At 65.0% G+C, this 25,025-nt stretch carries 20 protein-coding genes; 11 read left to right on the forward strand and 9 right to left on the reverse strand.

Features of this window, described 5'->3' with window-relative positions:
• Positions 1–8: 8 nt before the first annotated feature.
• Positions 9–1,082 (reverse strand): LysR family transcriptional regulator, encoded by a 1,074-nt coding sequence (locus VSR82_RS02135; RefSeq protein ID WP_410842516.1) that lies wholly within the window; start codon positions 1,080–1,082, stop codon positions 9–11.
• A 266-nt stretch (positions 1,083–1,348) separates the two neighbouring features.
• Between VSR82_RS02135 and VSR82_RS02140 the strand changes: the two genes are divergently transcribed.
• Positions 1,349–1,561 carry a hypothetical protein gene (locus VSR82_RS02140; RefSeq protein ID WP_368587075.1) on the forward strand — a complete coding sequence of 71 codons (213 nt, stop codon included), beginning with the start codon at positions 1,349–1,351 and terminating at the stop codon, positions 1,559–1,561.
• Positions 1,562–1,645: 84 nt separating this feature from the next.
• Here VSR82_RS02140 and VSR82_RS02145 read toward each other — a convergent pair whose 3' ends face one another.
• On the reverse strand, positions 1,646–2,263 hold the full coding sequence (locus VSR82_RS02145; protein WP_429459067.1) for a TetR/AcrR family transcriptional regulator: 618 nt from the start codon (positions 2,261–2,263) through the stop codon (positions 1,646–1,648).
• A 217-nt stretch (positions 2,264–2,480) separates the two neighbouring features.
• Between VSR82_RS02145 and VSR82_RS02150 the strand changes: the two genes are divergently transcribed.
• Genes VSR82_RS02150 through VSR82_RS02160 form a run of 3 tightly spaced genes read left to right on the forward strand, consistent with a single transcriptional unit; the run spans position 2,481 to position 8,343 of the window.
• Positions 2,481–3,629 carry an efflux RND transporter periplasmic adaptor subunit gene (locus tag VSR82_RS02150; RefSeq protein WP_429459065.1) on the forward strand — a complete coding sequence of 383 codons (1,149 nt, stop codon included), beginning with the start codon at positions 2,481–2,483 and terminating at the stop codon, positions 3,627–3,629.
• Positions 3,626–6,754 carry an efflux RND transporter permease subunit gene (locus tag VSR82_RS02155; RefSeq protein WP_429459063.1) on the forward strand — a complete coding sequence of 1,043 codons (3,129 nt, stop codon included), beginning with the start codon at positions 3,626–3,628 and terminating at the stop codon, positions 6,752–6,754. The genes VSR82_RS02150 and VSR82_RS02155 overlap by 4 nt, the downstream gene beginning before the upstream one ends.
• Positions 6,755–6,768: 14 nt before the next feature.
• Positions 6,769–8,343, forward strand: a complete 1,575-nt coding sequence (locus VSR82_RS02160; RefSeq protein WP_429459061.1) for an efflux transporter outer membrane subunit — start codon at positions 6,769–6,771, stop codon at positions 8,341–8,343.
• Between the two features lie 544 nt (positions 8,344–8,887).
• Here VSR82_RS02160 and VSR82_RS02165 read toward each other — a convergent pair.
• On the reverse strand, positions 8,888–11,389 hold the full coding sequence (locus tag VSR82_RS02165; protein ID WP_429459059.1) for a penicillin-binding protein 1A: 2,502 nt from the start codon (positions 11,387–11,389) through the stop codon (positions 8,888–8,890).
• A gap of 556 nt (positions 11,390–11,945) precedes the next feature.
• On the opposite strand from VSR82_RS02165, the gene VSR82_RS02170 reads away from it, so the two are divergent.
• The 3 genes from VSR82_RS02170 (at position 11,946) to VSR82_RS02180 (ending at position 15,110) form a co-directional block, all read left to right on the forward strand.
• The gene (locus VSR82_RS02170) at positions 11,946–12,608 is read left to right on the forward strand and encodes a hypothetical protein (RefSeq protein WP_429459057.1); all 663 of its coding nucleotides are present in this window, start codon (positions 11,946–11,948) and stop codon (positions 12,606–12,608) included.
• A gap of 458 nt (positions 12,609–13,066) precedes the next feature.
• Entirely contained in the window at positions 13,067–13,747 is a 681-nt protein-coding gene (locus VSR82_RS02175; RefSeq protein WP_368587082.1) for a PspA/IM30 family protein, read from the forward strand.
• A 178-nt stretch (positions 13,748–13,925) separates the two neighbouring features.
• On the forward strand, positions 13,926–15,110 hold the full coding sequence (locus VSR82_RS02180; RefSeq protein ID WP_429459055.1) for a tetratricopeptide repeat protein: 1,185 nt from the start codon (positions 13,926–13,928) through the stop codon (positions 15,108–15,110).
• Between the two features lie 94 nt (positions 15,111–15,204).
• On the opposite strand, the gene VSR82_RS02185 is transcribed toward VSR82_RS02180, so the two are convergent.
• A complete protein-coding gene (locus VSR82_RS02185; protein ID WP_429459053.1) occupies positions 15,205–15,873 on the reverse strand; it encodes a TetR family transcriptional regulator in 669 nt (222 codons plus the stop codon).
• A 210-nt stretch (positions 15,874–16,083) separates the two neighbouring features.
• Between VSR82_RS02185 and VSR82_RS02190 the strand changes: the two genes are divergently transcribed.
• Positions 16,084–17,574: a flavin-containing monooxygenase gene (locus VSR82_RS02190; RefSeq protein WP_429459051.1), complete on the forward strand. Its 1,491-nt coding sequence runs from the start codon at positions 16,084–16,086 to the stop codon at positions 17,572–17,574.
• 27 nt (positions 17,575–17,601) lie between these two features.
• Here VSR82_RS02190 and VSR82_RS02195 read toward each other — a convergent pair whose 3' ends face one another.
• The 5 genes from VSR82_RS02195 to VSR82_RS02215 all read right to left on the reverse strand — a co-directional run bounded on the left by VSR82_RS02195 (position 17,602) and on the right by VSR82_RS02215 (position 21,877).
• Positions 17,602–17,733 carry a hypothetical protein gene (locus tag VSR82_RS02195; protein WP_429459049.1) on the reverse strand — a complete coding sequence of 44 codons (132 nt, stop codon included), beginning with the start codon at positions 17,731–17,733 and terminating at the stop codon, positions 17,602–17,604.
• Positions 17,734–17,772: 39 nt separating this feature from the next.
• The gene (locus VSR82_RS02200; protein WP_368587086.1) at positions 17,773–18,591 is read right to left on the reverse strand and encodes an ABC transporter permease subunit; all 819 of its coding nucleotides are present in this window, start codon (positions 18,589–18,591) and stop codon (positions 17,773–17,775) included.
• On the reverse strand, positions 18,588–19,520 hold the full coding sequence (locus VSR82_RS02205) for an ABC transporter permease subunit (RefSeq protein WP_410847979.1): 933 nt from the start codon (positions 19,518–19,520) through the stop codon (positions 18,588–18,590). The genes VSR82_RS02200 and VSR82_RS02205 overlap by 4 nt, the downstream gene beginning before the upstream one ends.
• Positions 19,517–20,683 (reverse strand): ABC transporter ATP-binding protein, encoded by a 1,167-nt coding sequence (locus VSR82_RS02210; protein WP_429459047.1) that lies wholly within the window; start codon positions 20,681–20,683, stop codon positions 19,517–19,519. The genes VSR82_RS02205 and VSR82_RS02210 overlap by 4 nt, the downstream gene beginning before the upstream one ends.
• A 93-nt stretch (positions 20,684–20,776) precedes the next feature.
• On the reverse strand, positions 20,777–21,877 hold the full coding sequence (locus VSR82_RS02215) for a polyamine ABC transporter substrate-binding protein (protein ID WP_429459045.1): 1,101 nt from the start codon (positions 21,875–21,877) through the stop codon (positions 20,777–20,779).
• 539 nt (positions 21,878–22,416) lie between these two features.
• On the opposite strand from VSR82_RS02215, the gene VSR82_RS02220 reads away from it, so the two are divergent.
• From VSR82_RS02220 to VSR82_RS02230, 3 genes are all read left to right on the forward strand, one after another.
• Positions 22,417–23,718 (forward strand): Nramp family divalent metal transporter, encoded by a 1,302-nt coding sequence (locus tag VSR82_RS02220; protein ID WP_368587090.1) that lies wholly within the window; start codon positions 22,417–22,419, stop codon positions 23,716–23,718.
• A gap of 124 nt (positions 23,719–23,842) precedes the next feature.
• Complete coding sequence (locus VSR82_RS02225; protein ID WP_013089654.1) at positions 23,843–24,046, forward strand: DUF1289 domain-containing protein; 204 nt, start codon at positions 23,843–23,845, stop codon at positions 24,044–24,046.
• 153 nt (positions 24,047–24,199) lie between these two features.
• A complete protein-coding gene (locus VSR82_RS02230; RefSeq protein ID WP_429459042.1) occupies positions 24,200–24,988 on the forward strand; it encodes a uracil-DNA glycosylase in 789 nt (262 codons plus the stop codon).
• The last annotated feature ends 37 nt before the right edge of the window (positions 24,989–25,025 follow it).

A 25,025-nucleotide genomic window follows, 5' to 3' on the forward strand; every position in this document is an offset into this window, starting at 1 on the left:
GCGTCACCTCACCTTCCGAACTGCGACGACGCCGCGATCCGCGTGCGCGGCACCCGTATCACACGGCGTGTCGTGCGGGTGCTTTCGAGCCCGTCTTCGGACATCTCGCGCGCGGCCTGATCGTCGGACCCGCTCACCGCCGCTACCGCCCGCACCAGCGCCGCACTGCGCGAACCTCGCGCCTGTGCGCTTTCCGGCTGGAAATGCTCGACCAGATGATCGATGAACGTCCGGACCTTCGCCGGCAGATGCAGCCGGCTCGGATACGCAATCGTGATTTCGATGGGCGGCAGGCTGTACTCGTCGAGCAGACGCACGAGCCGCCCAGCCGCCAGGTCCCGCCCGATCAGGTAGCTCGGCAGAATCGCCACGCCCATGCCCAGCAGCGCGAACTGGCGCAGCATCTCGGCGTTGTTCGCCGCGATCGCGTTGGTCGGCCGGACCCGCACTTCGCCGTCCGGCCCGCTGAACACGCGCTCCTCGCCGCCGCCCTGCTCGGCCGGCCGGCTCAGGCACGAATGCCTGAGCAGATCCTCGGGGCGTTTCGGCGTGCCGTGCTGCGCCAGGTACTCGGGCGTCGCGCACACCGTCATGTAGCCGGTCGTGAGCCGCCGCGTGACGATGCTCGCGCTGCGCATCTGCCGCGCAACCAGGATACCGACGTCGAAGCCCTCTTCGACGAGATCGACGTGGCGGTCGGCGAGCGTGACGTCGGGCACCACGTCCGGATAGCGCGCCGCGTACGACTGCACGACCGGCGCGAGACTATGCAGCCCGAACACGACCGGCGCGACGATGCGCAGCGTGCCGACCGGCTCGTGATTGCGCGCCACCACCATCTGCTCGACGCCTTCGAGATCGGCGAGGATGTGACGTACACGCTCCAGATAGGTCGCGCCGGATTCGGTCAGCGACAGACGGCGGGTCGTGCGGTTCAGCAATCGGGTGCCGAGCCGCGCTTCGAGATCCGCGACGTGCCGCGTGACGACCGCGGTGGATAGATCCAGCGCGCCCGCCGCGCCAACGAAACTGCCGAGGTCCGCCACCTTGACGAACACGCGCATCGACTGCAGTTGATTCATGGGACGACTCCTGCCTCGGTAAAGCCGGGCCGGCGCAACTGTTGCCGCCTGTGTGGCCCCGCGCCGCATGCGTGTGGGCCTGCCCAATCCAACCGATTCTAGCTATCGGACATGTCCCAACCCTGACCCGGACATGACATTCCGGTCAGATTCGAGGTGGCGTATCGATCTCGCCACTATTGCGCCGTCTATTGTGGATTTTGGCTAGGTATAAACCCTAGTCTCTTGGTAAAATGGCGGCCGAAAGAAATTACCGCCACATCGCCATGCCACATCGTTTTCATCTGCTCGAAAAAATCGCGTTTTCGCTGGTTTGCTGGTCGGCCGCCGCCAGCTCGGCATATATCGCTTACGAGCGTTGCCCGGATATCAAGGTGGCCCTGCACGCAGGGGCAAAGATCCTCGACGCCAGCGGCCAGTACGCATTCGCGTGCACGGCGCCCGCCGCCGAAGCCTGCGCGCAACTGCCGGCCGACTGATTTTTAAGGTTTTAGCCGTATCTGACGCGCGATCCGTCCGGGTCGCGCGTTCTTGCATCCGCGCATCGGGCTGAACGCCCACTGTCACGCATCGCGCCCGAACACCACGCGCGAGAAAAACCCCGCCAGCACCATTTCGGCCATCTCAGTCGGCACATTCTGCGGATCGACCGTGTAGAAGAACTGCACGCCGTCGCACAGCCCCATCAGTCCGATCGCGAGTTGCTCGGGCGGCATCGACATCGGCGTGCCCACGCGTGCCGAGAACTCGCGCACATAGGCGCTCAACTGTTCGATCTTCTCGTGCATGAACGCGTTGAAGCGCAGCCGGAAACGGCCGTCGCGCACCGCCAGCAGCTTCGCCTCGACCCACAGCAGAAAACACTTGTTCTCGCGATGCAGCGAGCTGTAGTAGCGCAGCACGCGCTCCTCCATCTCCTCGCGCGAAGCCGCGTTTTCGAAAATCGCATGCAGGCCCGCCTGCATCGCTTCGTGATCCCGCCGCAACAGCTCCAGAAACAGCTCGGTCTTGCTGCGGAAGTTCGAATAGAACGCACCGCGCGTATAGCCGGCCGCCGCCGCGATGTCCTCGACACTCGCCGCGACGAAGCCCTTCTTCATGAAAGTTGCCTGCGCAGCATCGAGCAGCCGCCCCCGCGTCTGGTCCTTGCTCTGCTCTCGTGTCAGTCTTTGACGTTTCATGGCCGCAAGCCTAGCACCCAAAAGAATTCAAATCCATCTATACATTCAGATACATGAGTGTATTAGAATTCATTCCGTCATCCAAAGCCATACTTGTATGCCATTAGCATGAACGGCGTGCAGGTCTTCGCTGGCGGGCCGCGCGGCTTGCCGTGTTCGTTCGCTGTCTCCAGTTGGGGTAATTGTGAAGCGTCCCGGTTCTCCCGCATCGTCAGCGATGCGCCAGCAGTCTCCCCCATTCCATCACCGCGGTTTCTCCAGGCAAACCTGCGCGCTCGCGCTGGCAGGCGTGCTCGCGCTCGCGGCCTGCTCGAAGAAGGAAGCCGCGGCACCCGCGCCGCGCCCGGTGGTCGCGCTCGCCGTGCATTCGGACGGTCACGCGCTGCAGGCGGCGTCGCTGCCCGGCGAAGTGCAGGCGCGCTATTCGACGCCGCTGTCGTTTCGCGTCGCCGGCAAGATCATCGAGCGGCGGGTGCGGCTCGGCGACACGGTGAAGAGCGGCGAAGTCGTCGCATTGCTCGACCCGGCCGATGCGCAGAAAAACGCCGCTAGCACGCAGGCGCAGCTCGACGCCGCGCAGCACAACCTCGTCTATGCGCAGCAACAGCTCGAGCGCGACAAGGCGCAGGCCAAAGAAAACCTGATCGCGCCGGCCCAGCTCGAACAGACCACCAACGCGTACGCGTCCGCGCTCGCGCAGCGCGATCAGGCGCAGCAGCAGGCGGCGCTCGCGAAGAATCAGCTGCAATACACGACGCTCACCGCCGGTCATGCGGGCGTCATCACGGCTGAACAGGCGGACACGGGACAAAACGTGTCGGCGGGTCAGGCCGTCTACAACCTCGCGTGGAGCGGCGACGTCGACGTCCTGTGCGACGTGCCCGAAAGCGCGCTCGCCGCATTCGCGGTCGGCCAGAACGCGAGCGTCACGCTCGCCGCGCTGCCGGGCCGCAAGCTCAGCGCGCGCGTGCGCGAGCTGTCGCCGGCCGCCGATCCGCAAAGCCGCACGTGGCGCGCGCGTCTGACGCTGCTCGACGCCGGCGCCGACGTGCGCCTAGGCATGACCGCCGACGTCACGCCGGCCGTGCCGCTCACCGCGAAGGCCGCGCAGCACGGCGTGTTCACGCTGCCGGTCACCGCGCTGTTTCACGAGGGGCGCGAACCGGCCGTGTGGGTCGTGCGCGCCGCGGACAACACCCTCGAACTGCGTCGCGTAACTGTCACGCGCTACTACGAGCGCACGTTCGTCGTCAGCGAGGGCCTGAAAGATGGCGAAAGCGTCGTACTGCAAGGGGTACACACCGTGAGCGCCGGCGAGAAAGTCCGCGCGATAGCGCCGCTGCATCCCGAGGACTTCGCTTCATGAGCACGGCGCACGAAGAAGGCCGCTTCAATCTTTCCGCGTGGGCGTTGCGTCATCAGGCGCTGGTGGTGTTCCTGATCGCGCTCGCCACCGCATTCGGCATCCTCGCCTACACGCGGCTCGCGCAGTCGGAGGACCCGCCCTTCACGTTCCGCGTGATGGTGATCCGCACGTTCTGGCCCGGCGCCAACGCGCGCCAGGTGCAGGAGCAGGTGACCGATCGCATCGGCCGCAAGCTGCAGGAGACGCCGTACATCGATTTCGTGCGCAGCTACTCGCGCCCCGGCGAATCGCTGATCTTCTTCACGATGAAGGACTCGGCGCCAGTGAGCCAGGTACCCGAGACGTGGTACCAGGTGCGCAAGAAAGTCGGCGACATCGCGGCGACCTTGCCGCCGGGCATCCAGGGCCCGTTCTTCAACGATGAATTCGGCGACGTCTACACCAACATTTACACGCTCGAAGGCGACGGCTTTTCCGCCGCGCAACTGCACGATTACGCGGACCAGCTGCGCACGGTGCTGCTGCGCGTGCCGGGCGTCGGCAAGGTCGACTATTTCGGCGACCCCGATCAGCACATCTACATCGAGATCGCGAACACGCAGTTGACGCGTCTCGGCATCTCGCCGCAACAGCTCGGCCAGGCGATCAACGCGCAGAACACGATCGCGCCCGCGGGCACGCTGACCACCACCGACGACCGCGTGTTCGTGCGCCCGAGCGGCCAGTTCAACGACGTCAACGCGCTGGCCGACACGCTGATCCGCATCAACAACCGCACCTTCCGTCTCGGCGACATCGCGACCATCAGGCGCGGCTACGACGACCCGATCGTCACGCAGATGCGCTTCGGCGGCAAACCCGTGCTGGGCATCGGCGTGACGATGCAGCCGGGCGGCGACGTGATCCGCCTTGGCCGCGCACTCGATCAGCAGATGACCCAACTGCGCGCCGCGCTGCCCGTCGGATTGAATCTGGTCGAAGTATCGAGCATGCCGCATGCGGTCGCGCGCTCGGTCGACGACTTCCTCGAAGCGGTCGCCGAAGCGGTCGCGATCGTGCTGATCGTGAGTCTCGTATCGCTCGGCGTGCGCACCGGCATGGTCGTCGTGATCTCGATTCCGGTGGTGCTCGCGGTCACTGCGCTTTGCATGTACCTGTTCGATATCGGCCTGCACAAGGTATCGCTCGGCACCCTCGTGCTCGCGCTCGGCCTGCTCGTCGACGATGCGATCATCGCGGTCGAAATGATGTCGGTGAAGCTCGAGCAAGGCTGGAACCGCACCCGCGCCGCAGCCTTCGCATACACCAGCACCGCGTTTCCGATGCTGACCGGCACGCTCGTGACCGTGTCCGGATTCCTGCCGATCGCGCTCGCGAAGTCGAGCACCGGCGAGTACACGCGCTCGATCTTCGAGGTGTCGGCGATCGCGCTGATCGCGTCGTGGCTCGCGGCGGTCGTGCTGATTCCGCTGCTCGGCTATCACATGCTGCCCGAGCGCAAGCGCCATGCGCACGAGCCCGACGATCACGAACACGACATCTACGACACGCGCTTCTACACGCGCTTGCGCGGCTGGATCGGCTGGTGCATCGAGCGTCGCTTCGTGGTGCTCGCGATCACTGTGCTGCTGTTCGTGCTCGCGATGGCCGGCTTCTCGCTGGTGCCGCAGCAGTTCTTCCCGAGTTCCGACCGGCCGGAGTTGCTGGTCGATGTGAGGCTGCCCGAAGGCGCGTCGTTCGATGCAACGCTGCGTCAGGCGCAGCGCCTCGAACAGGTTCTCAAGGGGCGGCCGGAAATCGATCACTCGGTCAGCTTCGTCGGCACCGGCGCGCCGCGCTTCTATCTGCCGCTCGATCAGCAATTGCAGCAGCCGAACTTCGCGCAGTTCGTGATCACCGCGAAGTCGGTCAAGGATCGCGAGAAGCTCGCGCAGTGGCTCGAACCAGAGTTGCGCAACAACTTCCCGGCGATCCGCACGCGCCTGTCGCGCCTCGAGAACGGGCCGCCGGTCGGCTATCCGGTGCAGTTCCGGGTGAGCGGTGACGACATCGCGACCGTGCGCTCGATCGCCGAACGCGTCGCCGCGACGATGCGCGCCAATCGCGGCACGCGCAACGTGCAGTTCGACTGGGACGAACCCGCCGAGCGCTCGGTGCGCTTCGAGATCGACCAGAAACGCGCGCGCGAGCTCGGCGTGACATCGGCAGACATCTCCAGCTTCCTCGCGCTGACGATGTCCGGCTATACGGTCACGCAGTATCGCGAGCGCGACAAGCTGATCAGCGTCGATCTGCGCGCGCCGCGCGCCGAACGCGTCGACCCGTCGCAGCTGATCGCGCTCGCGATGCCGACGCCGAACGGGCCGGTGCCGCTCGGCACCCTCGGACATCTGCGCAACGACCTCGAATACGGCGTGATCTGGGAACGCGACCGCCAGCCGACCATTACCGTGCAGTCCGACGTGTCGGCCGACGCGCAAGGCATCGACGTGACGCACGCGGTGGACCGCGCGCTCGCGCCGATCCGTGCGACGCTGCCGGTCGGCTACCGGATCGAGATCGGTGGCTCGGTCGAGGAAAGCGCCAAGGGTCAAACCTCGATCAATGCGCAGATTCCGATCATGGTGATCGCGGTGCTCACGCTGCTGATGATCCAGCTGCAAAGCTTCGCGCGCGTGCTGATGGTCGTGCTGACCGCGCCGCTCGGCCTGATCGGCGTGGTGCTGACGTTGCTGCTGTTCGGCCAGCCGTTCGGCTTCGTCGCGATGCTCGGCGTGATCGCGATGTTCGGCATCATCATGCGCAACTCGGTGATTCTCGTCGATCAGATCGAGCAGGACATCGCGTCGGGGCACAAGCGTTTCGATGCGATCGTCGGCGCGACCGTGCGGCGGTTCCGGCCGATCACGCTGACCGCCGCCGCGGCCGTGCTCGCGCTGATCCCGCTGCTGCGCTCGAACTTCTTCGGGCCGATGGCGACCGCGCTGATGGGCGGCATCACGAGCGCGACGATCCTGACGCTGTTCTATCTGCCCGCGTTGTACGCCGCGTCGTTCCGCGTGCGTGCCGACGAGCGCGAGCCGCAGACGCCGTCCGGTTCCGACGCCACGCACACGGGTAACTGAGCATGAGCACGAGCATGACTATCCCCGCCCTATCCCGTCGCCGCGCGCGCTTCGACGCGCTGGCCCGCACCACGCTCGCCACCGGCATCGCGAGCATCACCTGCCTGCTCGGCGCCTGCTCGTTCGGACCGAACGGCGACGCGCCCGCGATGCCGCAGCCCGCGCATTACGGTGCCGAGCCGCTGCCGACTCAAACCGTGCCCGCGCAGGGCATCACGCAGCAGTTCGTGACCGGTGCGCAGCCGGTGCCCGAATGGTGGAAGCTGTACCGCTCGGAGGCGCTGAACGCGCTCGTCGACGAAGGCTTGCGCAATAGTCCGACGCTCGACGCGACCGACCGCAGTCTCGCCGCCGCGCGCGAGCAGTTGCGCGCGCAGGTCGGCAGTTCGCTGCTGCCGACCATCGACGCCGGCGGCCAGGCCACCCGCAATCGCGCGCTCGCGATCCCGGAGATCGGACCGAACACGTTTCTGTACAACGTGTTCGTCGGCCAGTTGCAGGCGCACTATACGTTCGATCTGTTCGGCTCCGCGCGCCTCGCGAACGCGGCGCTCGCCGCGCGCGTGAACGTGCAGGTCTACCAGCTCGAGGCGGCGCGGCGCGCGCTCGCGGCGAACATCGTGACCGCGACGATCACGAGCGCCGCGCTGCACGCGCAGATCGATACGACCGAGCGGCTCGTGGTCCTCGCCAACGATCAGGCGCGCGATACCGAACGGCGCTTCGCGCTCGGCGCGGTCTCGCATGCCGATCTGCTGAACGCGCAGCAGAGCGCGGCGAGCGTGTCGGCGAGTCTGCCGGCGCTGAAGCAACAGTGGCTCACCACGCGTCACGCGCTCGCGGTGCTGCTCGGCCGCACGCCTGACGCCGCGCCGGACGACATCGATCTCGCGCAGTTGCATTTGCCCGAGCAGGTGCCGGTCGTGGTGCCGTCGGAACTGCTGCGCACGCGGCCGGACATCGAGGCCGCCGACGCCGCGCTGAAGGCCGCTGCGACCGATGTCGGCGTCGCCACCGCGCAGATGTTCCCGAGTCTGTCGCTGTCGGCATCGATGGGACAAGGCGGGTTTAGCTGGCCGGTCGCGATGTCCGGTGCGGGGGCGATCTGGAGCATCGGCGCGTCGCTGTCGCAACCGCTGTTTCATGGCGGCGCGCTGCTCGCGCAGCGTCGCGCGGCACAGCACACGTACGAAGCGAGCGTGTCGCAGTACAAACAGACGGTGCTGGCCGCGTTCCAGAACGTCGCCGATACGCTCGCCTCGCTCGAGCACGACGCGCAGTCGCTCGATGCCGCGAACATCGCCGCGCGTTCGGCACAGGGCGTGTTCAACGAGACGTCGGCGCGCTATCGGCTCGGCTCGCTGCCCGTCGCGGCGACGCGTTCGAGCGAGCAGCAATGGCGCAACGCGCAGCTCGACGAGATCCGCTATACGAGCGCGCGGCTGACTGATACGGCTGCGCTGTTGCAGGCGATGGGCAATCCGCCGCTCGATCAGGGCGGGACGTCGTCCGCGCCGGCGGCGGCGGCTTCCACTGCCGCGTCCGCGTCGGCGTCCGTCGGTACACCGAACCCGACCGCATCCGACTAAACCTGGGATTCCCTATGGAACGCCGCGCACTTATCCCCAGTTCGTGTTGATGAGCCTGTTGAAAACCGTCTGAAAAACGGGCTAACGCATTGAGCGCGCGGAGATTTGCGGATGAGGTGCGAAATCGCACAGCATGTGCGCGTGACGGAGTTTTTCGCCGCGCCAGCGCCTGGGATCCCTCAACGTTATCCCCAGTTTGTGTTGACAGACTTGTTGATAAGCCTGGGGCGGAGCGTCTAAGTGCTTGAGGCGAATCGCTTTGTCCCGCGCGTTACTGGGCGCAGCAATTTCGAAGCAACGACGCGCTCAAGCGGACTCACGACCGGAAAATATCGGCCCACGCCGTTATCCACAGAATGTGTTGAAAGACCTGTTGATAAGGCCTGGAGATCGCGCCCAAGTGCTTGAGCGCGCGATGGATTCAGGCGACGATGCATTCGCGCACGCATCGCGCAAGAACGAAGGATAGGTCAGGAATCCGACCCGAAGGGGTGAACGCGTGCGCGGCCCGCCGAAGCCAACCGCGTACGCGCTGTCAAAAACATCAAGGCTTGTTCGACTCGAACAGATCCATAATTTGCTTCTTCTCGGTCGTCGACACGCTCGGCGGCGGCACCACCGGCGGCGTCATGCCCGCCGGCCCGACACCGCCCACCGCATCGGTCGCGCCGGCCATCGGATTGCTCGTATCGAGACCGATGCTCGCGACGAAGCCTTGCCCCGGCAACTTGTCACTGAAGAACAGCTCACCGTCCACCACCGTCACGCCGTCGGGTTGCGGCGGCTCGGCCTGCGGCACACCGCGCAGCGCGCGCTGCATGTACTCGACCCAGATCGGCAGCGCGAGCTGCGCGCCGAATTCGCGACTGCCCAGACTCTTCGGCTGGTCGTAGCCCATCCACGCGACCGCCACCAGCGACTGCTGATAGCCGGCGAACCAGCCGTCCTTCGCGTCGTTGGTCGTGCCGGTTTTGCCCTGCAGGTCCGAGCGCTTCAGCACGTTGGTGCCCGCCCCCGTACCCGCGGTCGCGACCGAGTGCAACAGGCTGTTCATGATGTACGCGTTGCGCGGCTCGAGCGTGCGCGGCGCGTCGTGCCCCGCGACGAGCGGCTGCGCGCGCGAGATCGCCACGCCACGCGCGTCGGTCACTTCGTTGATCAGATACGGATTGATCCGGTAGCCGCCGTTCGCGAACACCGAGTACGCGCCCGCCGATTGCAGCGGCGTGACGAGGCCCGCGCCGAGTGCCATCGGCAGATATGGTGGGGTCTTGTCGGCGTCGAAGCCGAAGCGCTGCGTGACGAAGTCCTGCGCATACTTGGTGCCGATGAACGACAGGATGCGGATCGACACGAGGTTCTTCGACTTCTGCAGCGCGAGGCGCATCGACATCGGACCATCAGGCTGGTCGTCGTCCTTCGGCTCCCACGCGTCGCCGCCCGGCGTGCTCGGCGGGAAGTACAGCGGCGCGTCGTTGATGATCGTCGCCGGAGCGAGCCCCTTGTTGAGCGCGGCCGAATAGATGAACGGCTTGAAGCTCGAACCCGGCTGGCGCCACGCTTGCGTCACGTGGTTGAACTTGTTCTTGTTGAAGTCGAAGCCGCCGATCAGCGCACGGATCGCGCCGTCCTGCGGCGTCAGCGACACCAGCGCGCCCTCGACCTGCGGAAGCTGCGTGATCTGCCAGTTGCCCTTGTCGTCGGCGACGAGGCGCACGATCGAACCCGGCCTGATGCGCAGCGGCTGGTTCGCGCGCGGGCTCAGCGCGGCAGCGACGAAGCGCAGGCCGTCGCCCGACACCGTCACCTGCGTGCCGTCGACCAGTTGCGCGACCACCTGCTTCGCGTTCGCGGCCGTCACCACGCCGGCGATGATCTCGCCGTTGTCCGGGTGATCGGTCAGCGCGTCGTCGATCGTCTGGTCGCGGTCGTCGCCGGCCTCCGGCAACTGCACGTACCCTTCCGGTCCGCGATAGCCGTGGCGCCGCTCGTAGTCCATCACGCCCTTGCGCACCGCGCGATACGCGGCGTCCTGGTCGGCGGAATCGATCGTCGTCGTGACGTTCAGGCCGCGCGTGTAGGTTTCGTCCTTGTACTGCGCGTACATCATCTGCCGCACCATTTCGGCGACGTACTCGGCATGCACGCTGTACTCGTTGCCCGGATTCTTCGTGTGAATCTCTTCCTTCACGGCCTGGTCGTACTGCTCTCGCGTGATGTAGCGCAGTTCGAGCATGCGTTGCAGGATGTACTCCTGACGGATCGTCGCGCGCTTCGGATTGACGACCGGGTTATAAGCGGACGGCGCCTTCGGCAAGCCCGCGAGCATCGCGGCCTGGGCCAGCGAAATGTCCTTCAGGTCCTTGCCGAAGTACACGCGCGCGGCCGCGGCGAAGCCGTACGCGCGCTCGCCCAGATAGATCTGGTTCATGTACAGCTCGAGGATCTGGTCTTTCGTCAGCGCGCGCTCGATCTTGTACGCGAGCAGCATTTCGTAGACCTTGCGGGTGTAGGTCTTCTCGCTGGAGAGGAAGAAGTTGCGCGCGACCTGCATCGTGATCGTGCTCGCGCCCTGCGATGCGCCGCCATGCGCGAGGTCCGCAAAACCGGCGCGCAGAATACCGAGGAAATCGACGCCGCCGTGTTCGTAGAAGCGGTAGTCCTCGATCGCGAGCACCGCTTTTTTCATCTGATCGGGGATATCCTGGAAGCGCACGAGGCTGCGGCGCTCCTCGCCGAATTCGCCGATCAGCACGTGATCAGCGGTGTAGACGCGCAGCGGCACTTTCGGGCGATAGTCGGTGAGCGCGTCGAGCGACGGCAACTGCGGCCCCATCACGACGAGCGCATAGCCGACGATCAGCGCGCCGATCACCGCGACGGTCGCGATCAGGCCGAAGAACCACAACACGAGCGACGCCCCGATCGAACGACGGCCGTACTCGGCGTCGCGCGAAGCGGCGTTGCGTCCAGGGGTGCGTTGATGGGAGTCCCGGTCTTCACCGGCCGGAGAATTCGAGGAATGCGGTCGTTTGATGATTGGCATGACTGGAGTAATGGGCCCGCAACTGCGCGCCTGTCTGCACGCGCGCATGGCGCGCATGGGTCGTGATCGACATCCGGGCCGGGACGTACGCCGCCCTGCGGACCTTGCCCCCGGCCGGCCGCACGGCACGCCTCGGACCATGTCCGGCGCAACGTAACAGCGCATTTTAAAGAAATCGGCAGCGGTCCAACGCAGTTTTTTTGTAAGAATTCCCTTCGACGGCCGCCTTTTCCTAGTAGGGCTCTGTAATTTCGCGCAGTGCGGATTGCAGCGTGCGTGCGAAGCCCGGTTTATGCGGGGTTATCAACATTTTCTGTTGAAAGGGCTGTGGACAAACCGGCCGCAATCACTACAACTCATTGATGTCACGGGATTTTCGCATCATGCTTATTCCGTGGCGGCGCAACTCGTCATATGATGAACCCCGCGCACGTCTTTCGATGCGCGCGACGGGGACCCAGCGGCGGGTTCCAACGGCAGCTCCGTTGACGGGTTCCTACACCGTATCCGGGGGCACGCGCCGACCCGCCCATGCCAACAAGACTGCGAGTCGATCATGTCCAAGCCCAGCGAGCGCATCGTCGTATTCGTCACGACTGCGCAAAAACGTGCGATCACCGCTACTGCGGAGGAACTGGGCATCAGCGTAAGCGAACTGATGCGGCGCGCGGTGCTGAGCTTCGGCGCGACCAGCGAGCAGGTCAAGGCCGCGAGCATCGTCGACCGGCTGCGTGCGCCGCGCGCGCCCGATGCGCTGAACGCGGCGCTGCAACGCGTCGCGCGCGGTACCCGCTATGCGCGCGCCGCGCTGCCGGCATCGCTACAAGCGCCTGACAAAGATGCGGCAGGCGCGGCTACCGGTGCCGCCAATACCGTGAACCCGGCCGCGGTGCCGCAAGCCGGTCGCCCCGCCGTCGCAGCCGATGCTGCCGATTCCCCCGCCCCGCTGCTTCCCGCAGGTGTTGCCGCCGCGCTCGCCGCCGAGCAGGACGAACAGGCCGCGGCCACCGCCGAAGCGGTCGCGCGCCTGACCGCGGCACGAGCCGCCGACAACGCCGAAAACACCGAGACGGACGCGATCGAACAAGCCGCGTCGCAACGGCTGTCCAGCACCTCGGCGCGTCTGCGCAACTCTCTGAAGCGCCGCCCCAACGAGCCCGCCCCCGACGACGACGAACCGCACAGCGACCCGAGCGCCGAAGGCGGCCGCTTCGCGTGACCGAAAGCGTGACGGAAAATTACCGCGCATCGAGCCGCGAGCACTGCATCCGGGCGGACAGGCGGGGCACGTAACGAGTCCACGTTGCATATCGTTACATCAGTGACACCCGTATGAACCGCTGCTCGATAATGCCCGCACACACGGGCAAACAGTGGCTTTCCAGCATCGTTCCAGCGTCCCAAAGGCCGCATCGTTCAAGCCATCTTTAAGACAGCCGATGGTGTAATATCCGCCGTCAAGTCCATGCCCGTCGCGGCTTTCCATCGTCCAGGCAAGCCTCGACCCGGCATTGCGCCCCAACAAAAACGGAGCGCGCTATTGCAATTGGCAAGTGCGCCCCGAACTCCGGTCCGAACGTTGCGCAGCATCGCGCGCGGCGGCGTAAAGTAGCAGTAGTTCAAAGCAGTCAGGGGCGCACGCATCGTCGGCGCCGCTCACATTCTCTGGAGGTTTTCATGTCGCTTTTTGACAGCATTTCGCGCACGCTCAAGGGTCTTCTGAACGATGCGGCCGACTCGGTGCAGGATCCGTCGCGTGACTCGCGCCAGATCGTGCGCGAACTCGACGACAGCATCGGCAAGGCCGAGAACTCGCTGATCGAGATTCAGGCGCAGGTCGCCACCCAGCAAAGCAAGCGCGATGTTGCCGCGGACAAGGCGAAGAAGTATGAGGACGGTGCTCGCCGTGCACTGCAATCCGGCGACGAAGCGCTCGCGCGTGAAGCGCTCGGCGCGCAGGCCACCGCTGAAGCCGAACGCGATGCACTGACGAAAGAACTGACCTCGCTGGAACCATCGGTCGCGCAACTGAAGAGCCAGATCGACGACATGCGCACGCGCCGCAACGACCTGAATGCGCGCTCGAACATCCTGCAAGCCAAGCAGCAGATCGCGCAGGCGAAAGATACCGCGGCCACGGCACTCGGCGGCATCGGCGGCAAGAACCTGTCCGAAGATTTCCAGAAGCTCGAAGATAAAGTCGCGCTGTCGAACGCGCGTTCCGACGCACGTCTGAACTCCGCCGACGAGAAAAGCGGCAAGGCGCTCGACGACAAGCTCGCGGATCTGAACCGCGGCCCGTCCATCGACGACCGGCTCGAAGCGCTGAAGAAGCAGCTCAATACGCCGGCGCAGTAAATGCTGGATGCGTGTACCGGCTCCACGGCAACTACGCACAGCAGGTACGCGCGGCAATGACCGCAGAAGTAGCAGTAGATGCCGGTGCGCTCGCTCCTGAACGCACCGGCATATCGGCCGCCGCAGGCAGCCACCGCAATCGACTGATGGAGACGGGCGCGCGCCGCCCGGTCCGCAAATGAAAAAACTTTTCGCAACCGCTTTCGCTGCGCTGCTGCTCGTGTCGGCCGCGGCGTTCGCGGTGCCGACCGCTCAGCAAATCGAATCGGCGATGGCGCAGGGCAACTGGCAGCAGGCCGACGCCGGCCTCACCGAAGTGTTGCAAGCGCATCCGAACAACGCACACGCGCACTATCTGTACGCCCAGGTGCTCGATCGCGAAGGCCGTTCGGCCGAGGCGCTCGCGCAACTCCAACAGGCGAAGACGCTCGATCCGCAGATCCGCTTCACCGACCCGAGCCGCTTCGCGCAAACCGAAGCGCGCCTGCGCCGCGACGCAGAACGCGCGGGCAACAACGTCACCCGTCACGCCGCCAATCCGTTCGCGCAGCAGAATGCGCCTGCCGTGCAGCAACAGTCGGCGATGATGTCGCAAGCGCAACTACGGCATGGTCCGGGGGTGGGTATGTGGATCGGTATCGTTGTTCTGATCGTCGCGATCGCGTTCGTGCTGCGCTGGACCTTGCGCCGCGCGCGCAGCCAGGAAGACACCCGCGCCGACGATGACCGCCGCGCGCAATTGAAGCGCGCAACCGACATGCTGAACACCGTGCGCTCGATCAAGCTCGACGTGAAGCTGTCCACCGCGCCGGGTCACGAGCTGCTCGAGAAAGACGTCGAAGCGACCGAAGAGCAGTTGCGCGGCACCGTCGAAACGCTGTCGAACGGCAAGAATCCGCTGCCGCCTTATGCACTCGACGAGTTCGAGCAGCGCATCGCGAGCCTGCGTGCGCGCGCCGACGGCCGGCCCGATCCGACCGCCGCGTCGGTGGGCACCGGCCAGCAATCGGCGTATGCGCAGGAGGCCGAACGCTTCGGCAATCCGCAGCCGCCTTATCCGCAACAGGGTCCGGTTCAGCAGCAGCCGCAGGTCATCGTGCAGCAAGGCGGTGGCATGGGTGGCGGCATGGGCGGTCTGCTGACCGGCGTGCTGCTTGGCGAGGCGCTCAGTCATGGGCGTGACCGCGTGATCGAGCGCGACGTGATCGTCGACCCCGACGAACTGCGCCGGCGCGGCAACGACGGCGCAAACGGCGGCGGCCTCGACTTCGGCCAGGGTTCGAACGACTGGAACGATGACGGCAGCGGCGGCGGCGTCGACATGGGCAGCAACGACGATTCCGGCGGTTGGACCGATACCTGATCGAATCCAATCGATCCGCGTCGAATGAAACACAGGCTCCTTCGCGGAGCCTGTTTTTTTTGCCTGCCGGTTTTGCGTACCGCTTTCGTTTATTTCAGGCCCGCGCCGATTCGGCCTGGCTACCCTCGTGCTGCGCGAGCACGACCGCCCCCACGAACAGCCGCACGATGAAACGCTCGGCGTAATCGATCAATGCGTCGCGGCGCGCGTCGTTCGCGTCGATGTATTCAGCGGATAGATGAAACAGTTGCAGCACGATCTGCGTGCAGACCTCGTCGACGGTCTCCCGCGCGAGTTGCGGCATCAGTTGGAGCTGCACGACGTCGTCCGCCATTTCCGCCGACACCTCGTGCAGGTTCGCGCGCACCGCTTCGCGCAAAGCCGGCGACATGCCGTGATATTCGGCCAGCGCGCTCAGGAACGCCTCGCGGTTCGCCAGCGCGAATGCGAAAAACGCGACGCATGCGCGCCGTGGCACGCTGTGCGGTTCGTCGTGCGCGGCGAGCCAGCGCTCGCGCCGCAGCATCGGCCGAAGCCGACGGCTCACGGCGGCGACGGCTTCGCGCGCGAGTTCGTCGAGCGCGCTGAAATGACGGTAGAACGTGTTCGGATTGAGCCCCGCCTCGCGCGCGAGCTCGCGCAAGCCGAGGCTCGCGAGACTGCGGCCGCCAGCGGTCAACCGTAGCGCGGCTTCGATCAGCTTGCGCTTGCCGGGCGGCAACTCCGGACCGGCGACGGACGATGCTTCGGGGACAGTGCTCATCGTGCGTTCAATCATCGCGCGATATACGCGTTTAATAGCTGCACTCTAAACGATCTTGACGCGATGTGTACGCTTGTCTACCCTGCGCGATAAGCCATGTATAGACAGGTGTAGACGCGCGTTTCGGCCTTGGCCGTCCGCGCCGCGCGAGCCCGCCGCGCCGTAGCCGCTGTCGTTTCACCCCCGCTTTCGCCCGTGCCGGAGACCGTCGTGACGCCTGCCCCCTCCCCTTCATCCACCGCGCCGCGCATTGCGATCGTCGGCAGTGGCTTTGCCGGCGTCGGCATGGCGATCCGTCTGCAGCAGATGGGCATCACGTCGTTTACCGTCTACGAGGCGGCGAGCAGCATCGGCGGCACGTGGCGCGACAATACCTACCCCGGCGCGGCCTGCGACGTCCCCTCCCATCTGTATTCGTTTTCATTCGAGGCGAACCCGGCGTGGTCGCGCTCGTTCAGCAGCCAGGCCGAAATTCTCGCGTATCTGCAGCACTGCGCGCGCAAGTACGGCGTCGATCGCTATGTGCGTTGCAATGCGAGAGTGAGCGCCGCGCGCTTCGACGAAGCGCGGCAGATCTGGCTCGTCGAACTCGACACGAACGGCGCGCGCGAAATCATCGAGGCCGACGTGCTGATCGCCGCGAACGGTCCGTTGTCGCGTCCCGCGCTGCCGCGCATCGCCGGCATCGAACGTTTCGAAGGCAAGCTGTTTCATTCGGCGCGCTGGGATCACGCGTATGCGCTCGACGGCAAACGCGTCGCGGTAATCGGCACCGGCGCGAGCGCGATCCAGTTCGTGCCGAAAATCCAGCCGCGCGTCGCGCATCTGGACCTGTTCCAGCGCACCGCGCCGTGGGTGATGCCGAAGCGCGACAAGCCGATCGGCCCGCGCGCGCAATGGCTGTTCCGTACGCTGCCGTTCACGCAGCGCTTCGTTCGCAGCGCGATCTATTGGCAGCTCGAATCGCGTGGGATCGCGTTCGTCGTCAATCCGAAGCTGATGGAGATGCCGATGAAGTTCGGCCTCAGCTATCTGGAGCGACGCGTCAAGGACCCGGCGCTGCGCGCGAAGCTCACGCCGAACTACCGGCTCGGCTGCAAGCGCGTGCTGCTGTCGAGCGACTATTACCCGGCCGTGTGCCAGCCGAACGTCGATGTCGTGACGAGTGGCATTCGCGAGATCGTCGCGGATGGCATCGTGACCGAGGACGGCGTGCACCACCACGCGGACGCGATCATCTGCGGCACCGGCTTCCAGGTCAACGACGTGCCCGCACCGTTCGAAGTGACCGGTCTCGACGGCACCGACCTCAGCACGCTATGGCTACGCGATGGCCCCGAGGCCTATCTCGGCACGAGCATCGCGAACTTCCCGAACTTCTTCATGATCGTCGGCCCGAACACGGGGCTCGGCCATAACTCGATGATCTACATGATCGAGTCGCAACTGCGCTACATCGGCGATTGCCTGCGTGTGCTGCGCAAACGGAATGCGCGCACGATGACCTTGCGCGCCGACGTGCAGCGCGATTTCAATGCGCGCTTGCAGCAGGAGATGCGGCACGCGGTATGGACGAGCGGCTGCCATAGCTGGTATCAGACGCAGAGCGGGAAGGTCACCGCGATCTGGCCCGGCTTCACGTTCAGCTTTCGCAAGCGTACGCGGCGCGTGCGGCCGCAGGATTACCGCTTCGCGCGTTGAATCGGCGCCGCGCGGAGGCAGGCGCAGTCACTGCCCTCCGCCGCCGCTCAGCAACCGCAACAGCTCCCATAGAAACTTCACGATGATCACGATCAGTTCCCACAGCCGATAAAGCGGCTGCCAGTCCAGCACGCGCAGAAGGGACTCGATTATCGCCATCGTCAGAAGAAGTGAAGGCGCTCAACGCGTCGCGCAACCTCAAACCGCCATCACGGCCCGCTTGCGCTCCGCGCGCTGCATGAAGAAGTTCGCCGCGACGACGCCGACCGTGACGACTGCGATGAACAGCGTCGCGAGCGCATTCATCTCCGGGTTCAAGCCGAGGCGCACGCGCGAGAACACGACGAGCGGCAAGGTCGTCGAGCCGGGACCCGACAGGAACGCGGACAGCACGAGGTCGTCGATCGACAGCGTAAACGACAGCAGCCAGCCCGACACCAGCGCCTGTGAAATCAGCGGCAGCGTGACGGAGAAGAACACGCGCAACGGGGTCGCGCCGAGGTCGAGCGCGGCTTCCTCGAGCGACGGATGCAGCTCCCGCACGCGCGACTGCACGATGATCGCGACGTACGAAATACACAGCATCACGTGACCGATCCAGATCGTGAAGATGCCGCGTTCAGCCGGCCAGCCGATCCAGCGCGCCATTTCGATGAACAGCAGCAGCAGCGAGATGCCCTGAATCACCTCGGGGATCACCAGCGGCGCGTTGATCATGCCCGTGTACAGCGTGAAGCCGCGAAAGCGCCCCATGCGCGCGAGCACGAAACCGGCCCACGTACCGATGATCACCGACGCGAACGCCGTCAGCAAGCCGATCCGCAGCGACAGCCACGCCGACGCAATGAGCTCGTCGTCCCGCAGCAGCGCCGCGTACCAGCGCGTCGAAAAGCGCGTCCACACCGTGACCAGTTGCGATTCGTTGAACGAATACACGACGAGGCTGACGATCGGGATATACAGAAACAGAAAGCCGATGCCGAGAGCAATCAGCTGCAGCATGCGATTCGGTTTCATTGGCGGCCCTCCTCCAATGCCTTCGCCTGCGCATGCTGGAACAGCGCCATCGGCACCAGCAGCAGCAACACCATCGCACAGGTGACGGCGGACGCCATCGGCCAGTCGGCGTTGTCGAAGAACTCGTTCCACATCACGCGGCCGATCATCAGCGTGTTCGCGCCGCCGAGCAGCTCAGGAATCACGTACTCGCCGACCGCCGGAATGAACACCAGCAGACAGCCGGCGACGATGCCGTTCTTCGACAGCGGCAGCGTGATCTGCCAGAACGCCTTCCACGGCTTCGCGCCGAGGTCGTACGCGGCTTCGAGCAGGGTGAGGTCCATTTTCACGAGGTGAGCGTAAAGCGGCATCACGAGAAACGGCAGGTACGAATAGACCATGCCGATATAGACCGCCGTGTTCGTGTGATACAGCTCGATCGGCGAATGGATCAGCCCGACCGACATCAGGAAGTTATTCAGCAGCCCGTTGTTCTTCAGAATGCCGATCCATGCGTACACGCGGATCAGGAACGAAGTCCAGAACGGCAGCATCACGGCCATCATCAGCAGATTGCGGGTGGCTGCATTGGAGCGCGCGATGTAGTACGCCATCGGATAGCCGATCAGCAGACACAGCAAGGTCGAAATCGCCGCGACCACGACCGAATTCACATAGGTTGCGAAGTACAGGCTGTCGGTCAGCAGAAACGCGTAGTGCGATAGATCGAGCGTGATGTGCAGCGCGCCTTCCGCGAAGGTGACGAGCTGCGTGTACGGCGGAATGCCGAGCTGCGAATCGGCGAAGCTGATCTTCACGACCAGCAGGAACGGCACGAGAAAAAACAGCAGGAGCCAGATGAACGGCCCCGCCACCACCGCGCTGCGTCCCGTGAGCTTCAGACGCCGCACCGGCCACGCGAAAAACGAGCGAAGCGCTTCTTTCATGACGTCAGCACCACGCCGGCCGATGCGCTCCAGCGCACGTAGACTTCGTCGCCCCAGGACGGCGGATCGATTTCGGTGAGCGCGAGGCTCGTCACGTTCGCGATCACGGTCTTGCCGCCCTCGAGCTTCACGTGATACAGCGAATAGCCGCCCATGTACGCGATATTCGTGACGGCGCCCTTGCCCCAGTTGTACGCGCCCTCGGGCGGCTTGCGCGTGAGCGCGATGCGTTCGGGCCGCACCGAGATCGTCACCGGCATGCCGAGCGGACCGGTGATGCCGTGATTGACGTGCAAACGGCAAGTCAGATCCGGCGTTTCGATGAACACGTGATCGGGTTCGTCCTCGACCGTGCGGCCTTCGAACAGATTGGTCGAGCCGATGAATTCCGCCGAGAAACGGCTGTTCGGATACTCGTAGACTTCATGCGGCGTGCCGAGCTGCACGATCTGGCCTTCGCTCATTACGGCGAGGCGGTTGGCCATCGTCATCGCTTCTTCCTGATCGTGCGTGACCATCATGCAGGTGACGCCGACCTGGTCGAGAATGTTGACGAGCTCGATCTGCGTGCGCTGGCGGATCTGCTTGTCGAGCGCCGACATCGGCTCGTCGAGCAGCAGCAGCTTCGGCCGCTTGACGAGCGAGCGCGCGAGCGCGACGCGCTGCTGCTGCCCGCCCGACAGCTGATGCGGCTTGCGTTTCGCGAAGCGGCCCATTTGCACGAGTTCGAGCGCGTTGTGCACGCGGTCTTTCAGCTCGGCCTTCGGCACGCCTTCCTGCTTCAGGCCGAACGCGACGTTCGCCTCGACCGTCATGTGCGGAAACAGCGCGTACGACTGGAACATCATGTTGACCGGCCGGCGATACGGCGGCAGTTGCGCGAGGTCTTCGCCATCGATCAGGATCTTGCCCGACGTCACGGTTTCGAGCCCGGCCATCATGCGCAGCAAGGTCGACTTGCCGCAGCCCGAACTGCCGAGCAGCGCGAACAGCTCGCCCTTCTTTACCGTCAGGTTGACCCCTTTGACCGCGACGGTCTCGCCGAACTTCTTCACGACGTCGACGATCTGGATAAACTGCTCCGCTGCGTCTCCCGTAACGGCGCTCGGGCCCGTCGACGGCACGGCCGTCCCGGCCAGCGCGCCCGGCTGGTCACTACTCATCATAATGCTGCTTCACTCCGGCGTTTGACGAACAAAGCCCCCGGTGAACACCGAGGGCTTCATAGGCTTCTTATCTGTTTGTTGTTGCCACGCTTAGCGGCCGGACTTGAACTCGGTCCACAGTCGCGTTTGCAGCCGCTGGATTTCCTGCGGCAGCGGTTTCAACAGGAACAGCGTCTTGATGGTTTCCGGCGACGGGTACACGGCCGGATCGTTCGCGACGTCCTTGTCCACGTACTTGCGCGCTTCCATATTGACGCTCGGGTAGTACACGGCGTTGGTGATCGCGGCGTGCACCTGCGGCGTCTCGATGTAGTTGATCCACTCGAGCGCGGCTTCCTTGTGCTTCGCATCCTTCGGAATCGCCATCACGTCGAACCACACCGGCGCGCCGCCCTTCGGCACGAAGTACTCGATCTTGTACGGCTTCTTCGCCTCGATCGCGCGATGCTTGGCGATCACGACGTCGCCCGACCAGCCGTACGCGAAGCAGACATCACCGCCGACGAGGTCGTTGATGTAGCCCGACGAGTTGAACTGCGTGATGTACGGACGGATTTTCTTCAGCATCTCGAGCGCGGCGCGGTAGTCGGCCGGGTTCGTGCTCATTGGGTCCTTGCCCATGTAGTGCAGCGCGGCCGCGAACATCTGGTCCGGCGCGTCCAGCACCGATACGCCGCAGGCCTTCAGCTTCGAGATGTTTTCCGGCTTGAACAGGATGTCCCAGTTATCGAGCGGCACGTCCTTGCCGAGGATCTGCTGGACCTTCGTCACGTTGTAGCCGAGGCCGGTCGTGCCGTACGCCCAGGGCACCACGTACTTGTTGCCCGGATCGGCGCCGGCGACGAGCGCCATCAGCGACGGGTCGAGGTACTTCAGGTTCGGCAGCTTCGATTTGTCGAGCGGCTGGAAGATGCCCGCGGCAATCTGCTTGCCCGCGTAGTTGCTGGTCGGCACGACGATGTCGTAGCCCGAGTTGCCGGTGAGCAGCTTCGCCTGCAGCGTGTCGTCGCTGTCGTAGTTGTCGTACTTGACCTGAACGCCGGTCTGTTTCGTGAAGTTCGGGATCGTATCCTTCGCGATATAGTCGGACCAGTTATACACGTTCAGCTGCGTATCTTTCGCAGCGGCCGTCAACCACGGCGCCGCGCACAAGATCAGCGCCGCCACATGCCCCACTATCCGTTTGTTCATCCCGTTCTCCGCTCCCGTCGTCACTCAAGCCGCGCCCTCGCGCGCACGGCCCCCTGAAAACCCCGAAAACTACCACCAATTATTGCCCACTCCAAAAAAAACCCGGAGCTGTCGCGCAAACGGTACAGGGCTGTGGCCGCACCCTTGCAAAATGGCCGCAATTTTAACGGGTTATCGGCGCGTGTCTACCGGAAAATACGCGTGCCGCGGTCGCGCTTTCCCCGCGCTGGCGCAGGTTGCGGGGGTTTCGTCGCGTCGCTGTTATCTGCCTGTCAGGTCGGCGTTGGCTCGCGCTTCGCCGGGGCGCCGCTCACGCCCGCGCGGGTGCCGGACGGTGCAAGCCGGTGCAGAGCCCCGCGTCGGCGCGGCAGCGCACCTTTCATGCGCAACCGGCTTCGCCACGACGGCTCGATTGCTCCTATCATGATCCTTTGATGCGGGATTGCGCGACGTCGTCGCGCGACGGCCGGCCAGCCGCTGCGCGACTGCGATGGGCATATGACTTGCAACAGGATGCATTTCCCAGAAGCTCTGGCACGATGAACACCAATCCTTTCGCGATGCGTCCCAACCGGCGCCGGCGTCTGCCGGGTGAGCCGACGCGTCCGGCGCACTGGTTCTCGTTCCTCGGCGCCGGCGCGCTGATCGCGGTCGGCTATATCGACCCCGGCAACTGGGCGACCGCGCTCGGCGCCGGCGCGGGCTACGGCTACGGCCTGCTCGGCATCGTGCTGCTGTCGAGCATGATGGGGATGCTGATGCAATGGCTGTCGTCGCGCCTCGGCGTCGTGACCGGGCGCGATCTTGCGCAGCTGTGCCGCGAACGCAATGGCCGGCGCGCGACGCTGTTCCTGTGGCTGACGAGCGAAGTCGCGATCATCGCCTGCGATGTCGCCGAGGTGGTCGGCAGCGCGGTCGCGCTGCAACTGCTGCTCGGCGTGTCGCTGACGGTCGGCGTGCTGATGTCGGCGGTCTGCACGTTCGCGCTGCTCGCGCTCCAGCACAAGGGCGGCCGCCGGCTGGAAGCGGTGATCGCCGCGCTGATCGGCTTCGTCGGCCTGTGCTTCGTCGTGCAGCTCGCGCTCGCGCGGCCCGACTGGCACGCGGCGCTGGCCGGCACCGCGCCGAGCATCGAGCTGATCAGAAACGCGGGCATGCTGTGGCTCGCGGCGGGCATCGTCGGCGCGACGGTCATGCCGCACAACCTGTATCTGCATTCGGCGCTCGTCAAGCATCACGCGCCCGACAGCAGCGACGCGCAGATCAAGGCCGCGCTGCACGTCGTCAATCTCGATACCTTCGGCTCGCTTGCGTTCGCGTTCGTGATCAACGCGGCGCTGCTGATCGTCGCGGCCGCCGTGTTCTATGCCAGCGGCCATCGCGACGTGACCGATCTGGCCGATGCGCATCGGCTGATCGCGCCGCTCGTCGGCAACCGCTGGGCCGGCATCCTGTTCGCCGCGGCACTGCTCGCGTGCGGACTCAGCGCGACGGTCACCGGCACGCTGGCCGGTCAGGCGGTGATGGAAGGCTTCCTGCGGCTGCGCTTGCCGCGCTGGAAACGCGCACTGCTCACGCGTGCGCTCGCGATCGGGCCGGCCCTGCTCGCGGTGGGCATGTTCGGCCAGCATGGCTCGAACCAGTTGCTGGTCGCGAGCCAGGTCGTGCTGAGCCTGCAATTGCCTCTCGCGGTGGTGCCGCTGATCCGCTGTGCGTCCGATCCGGCGCTGATGCGCGGCTGGCGCGTGCACGGCGTGCCGCTGGTGCTGTCGTGGCTATCGGCGTGGTTCATCATTGCGCTCAATGGCGCGCTGATGTGGCAACTGGCGACCGGGGCATGACGGCAGCCGTGCACGTCGGTGCGCGGGTATCGTGAACTTCGCATCGCGCTGAGCGCCGCGTGCAAGGCACGCGCCGCGCATCGGTTAACATAGCGGGACTTTGCCCCCCGCCCCAAGGTTTCCGATGACTTCGAATCTCCACGATCTTCCCGACAGCCCATGCATCGGCGTCTGCTCCACGCTCTTCGACGAGGTCTGCAAAGGCTGCGGCCGCACTGCGGCCGAAGTGTCGAACTGGGTGTTCCTCAGCGACGAGGAAAAACGCGCGATCTGGACCCGGATCGAACGGGAAGGCACGGCGATGCGCTTTCAGAACGACAAGGTGTGAGCCGGTCGTCTGCACGCATCGCAGTTCGAGGTTGCTTGCAACCATGAAGAATGCCGGGATGTCCCGGCATTTTTTATTGGTTTGCGTTTTCCTCTAATCGCTGCGGATACGAATGCATTCAAACCCGAGAACGCTTCGGAAAACTTCGGCTCCGTGACCACCACCCGGGACTTCGTTCAGTGCCTCGCGCAATGGCGCCGAATGGCCCACGTGTTCAATCCATGGTCCGAGACCGATGAACGCGACCAGCCGGGCATCAACGCGCCACTGGTTCGCCAGCAACAGCTCGCCGCCTACCTGCAGGCCCGCCGGACGAGCGTCAAGGTGATCCTGATCGCTGAAGCGCTGAGCTGCCGCGGCGGGCGCTTTACCGGCATCGCGATGACCTCCGAGCGGATTCTGCTTGGCAACGATACGAAGCTCAACGGCGTCGCCACGAGAACAGACCGCGGCCCGCGGCCGGACTATTTGCCGGGTTCGGCAACCCGCACCAGTTGCCGCGATGCGTTGCCTCGAATGACGGACCGCGAATACGGTGTCTATGAGAGAACCGCCTCGATCGTCTGGCAGACGATGCTTTCCAATGGCTTCGGCCCAACCGAGTTTGCGCTATGGAATGCATTCCCGTTTCATCCGTTCGTTGACGAAGACACCGAGAGCAACCGCCGCCCAACGAATCCAGAGCTACATGCGACAGCCCAGATTCTGACCGACTTCATCAGCCTGTTCCCTCGAAACGTGCGGTTCGTCGCGCTTGGGCGGGAAGCGGAAAGTGCGCTGCTCAGCCATCCGATGCAGCCCCTGCACGAGCTCGTCAGGCACCCTACAGCTAGAGCGGCAAAGCCTGCAAATAGCGCGTCTCAAGCGAAGAATCGCATCATGGGTAAGCTGGATGAAGTCATTCGACGGCTCGCGCAGAGCGGGCATGAGTCCAGCGCCTGAGGCACCGGTTAGCCAGCAAAACAAAAAGGCCCATGCC

The sequence above is a fragment of the Burkholderia sp. JPY481 genome (assembly GCF_038900515.1).
Taxonomy (GTDB): domain Bacteria; phylum Pseudomonadota; class Gammaproteobacteria; order Burkholderiales; family Burkholderiaceae; genus Paraburkholderia; species Paraburkholderia youngii.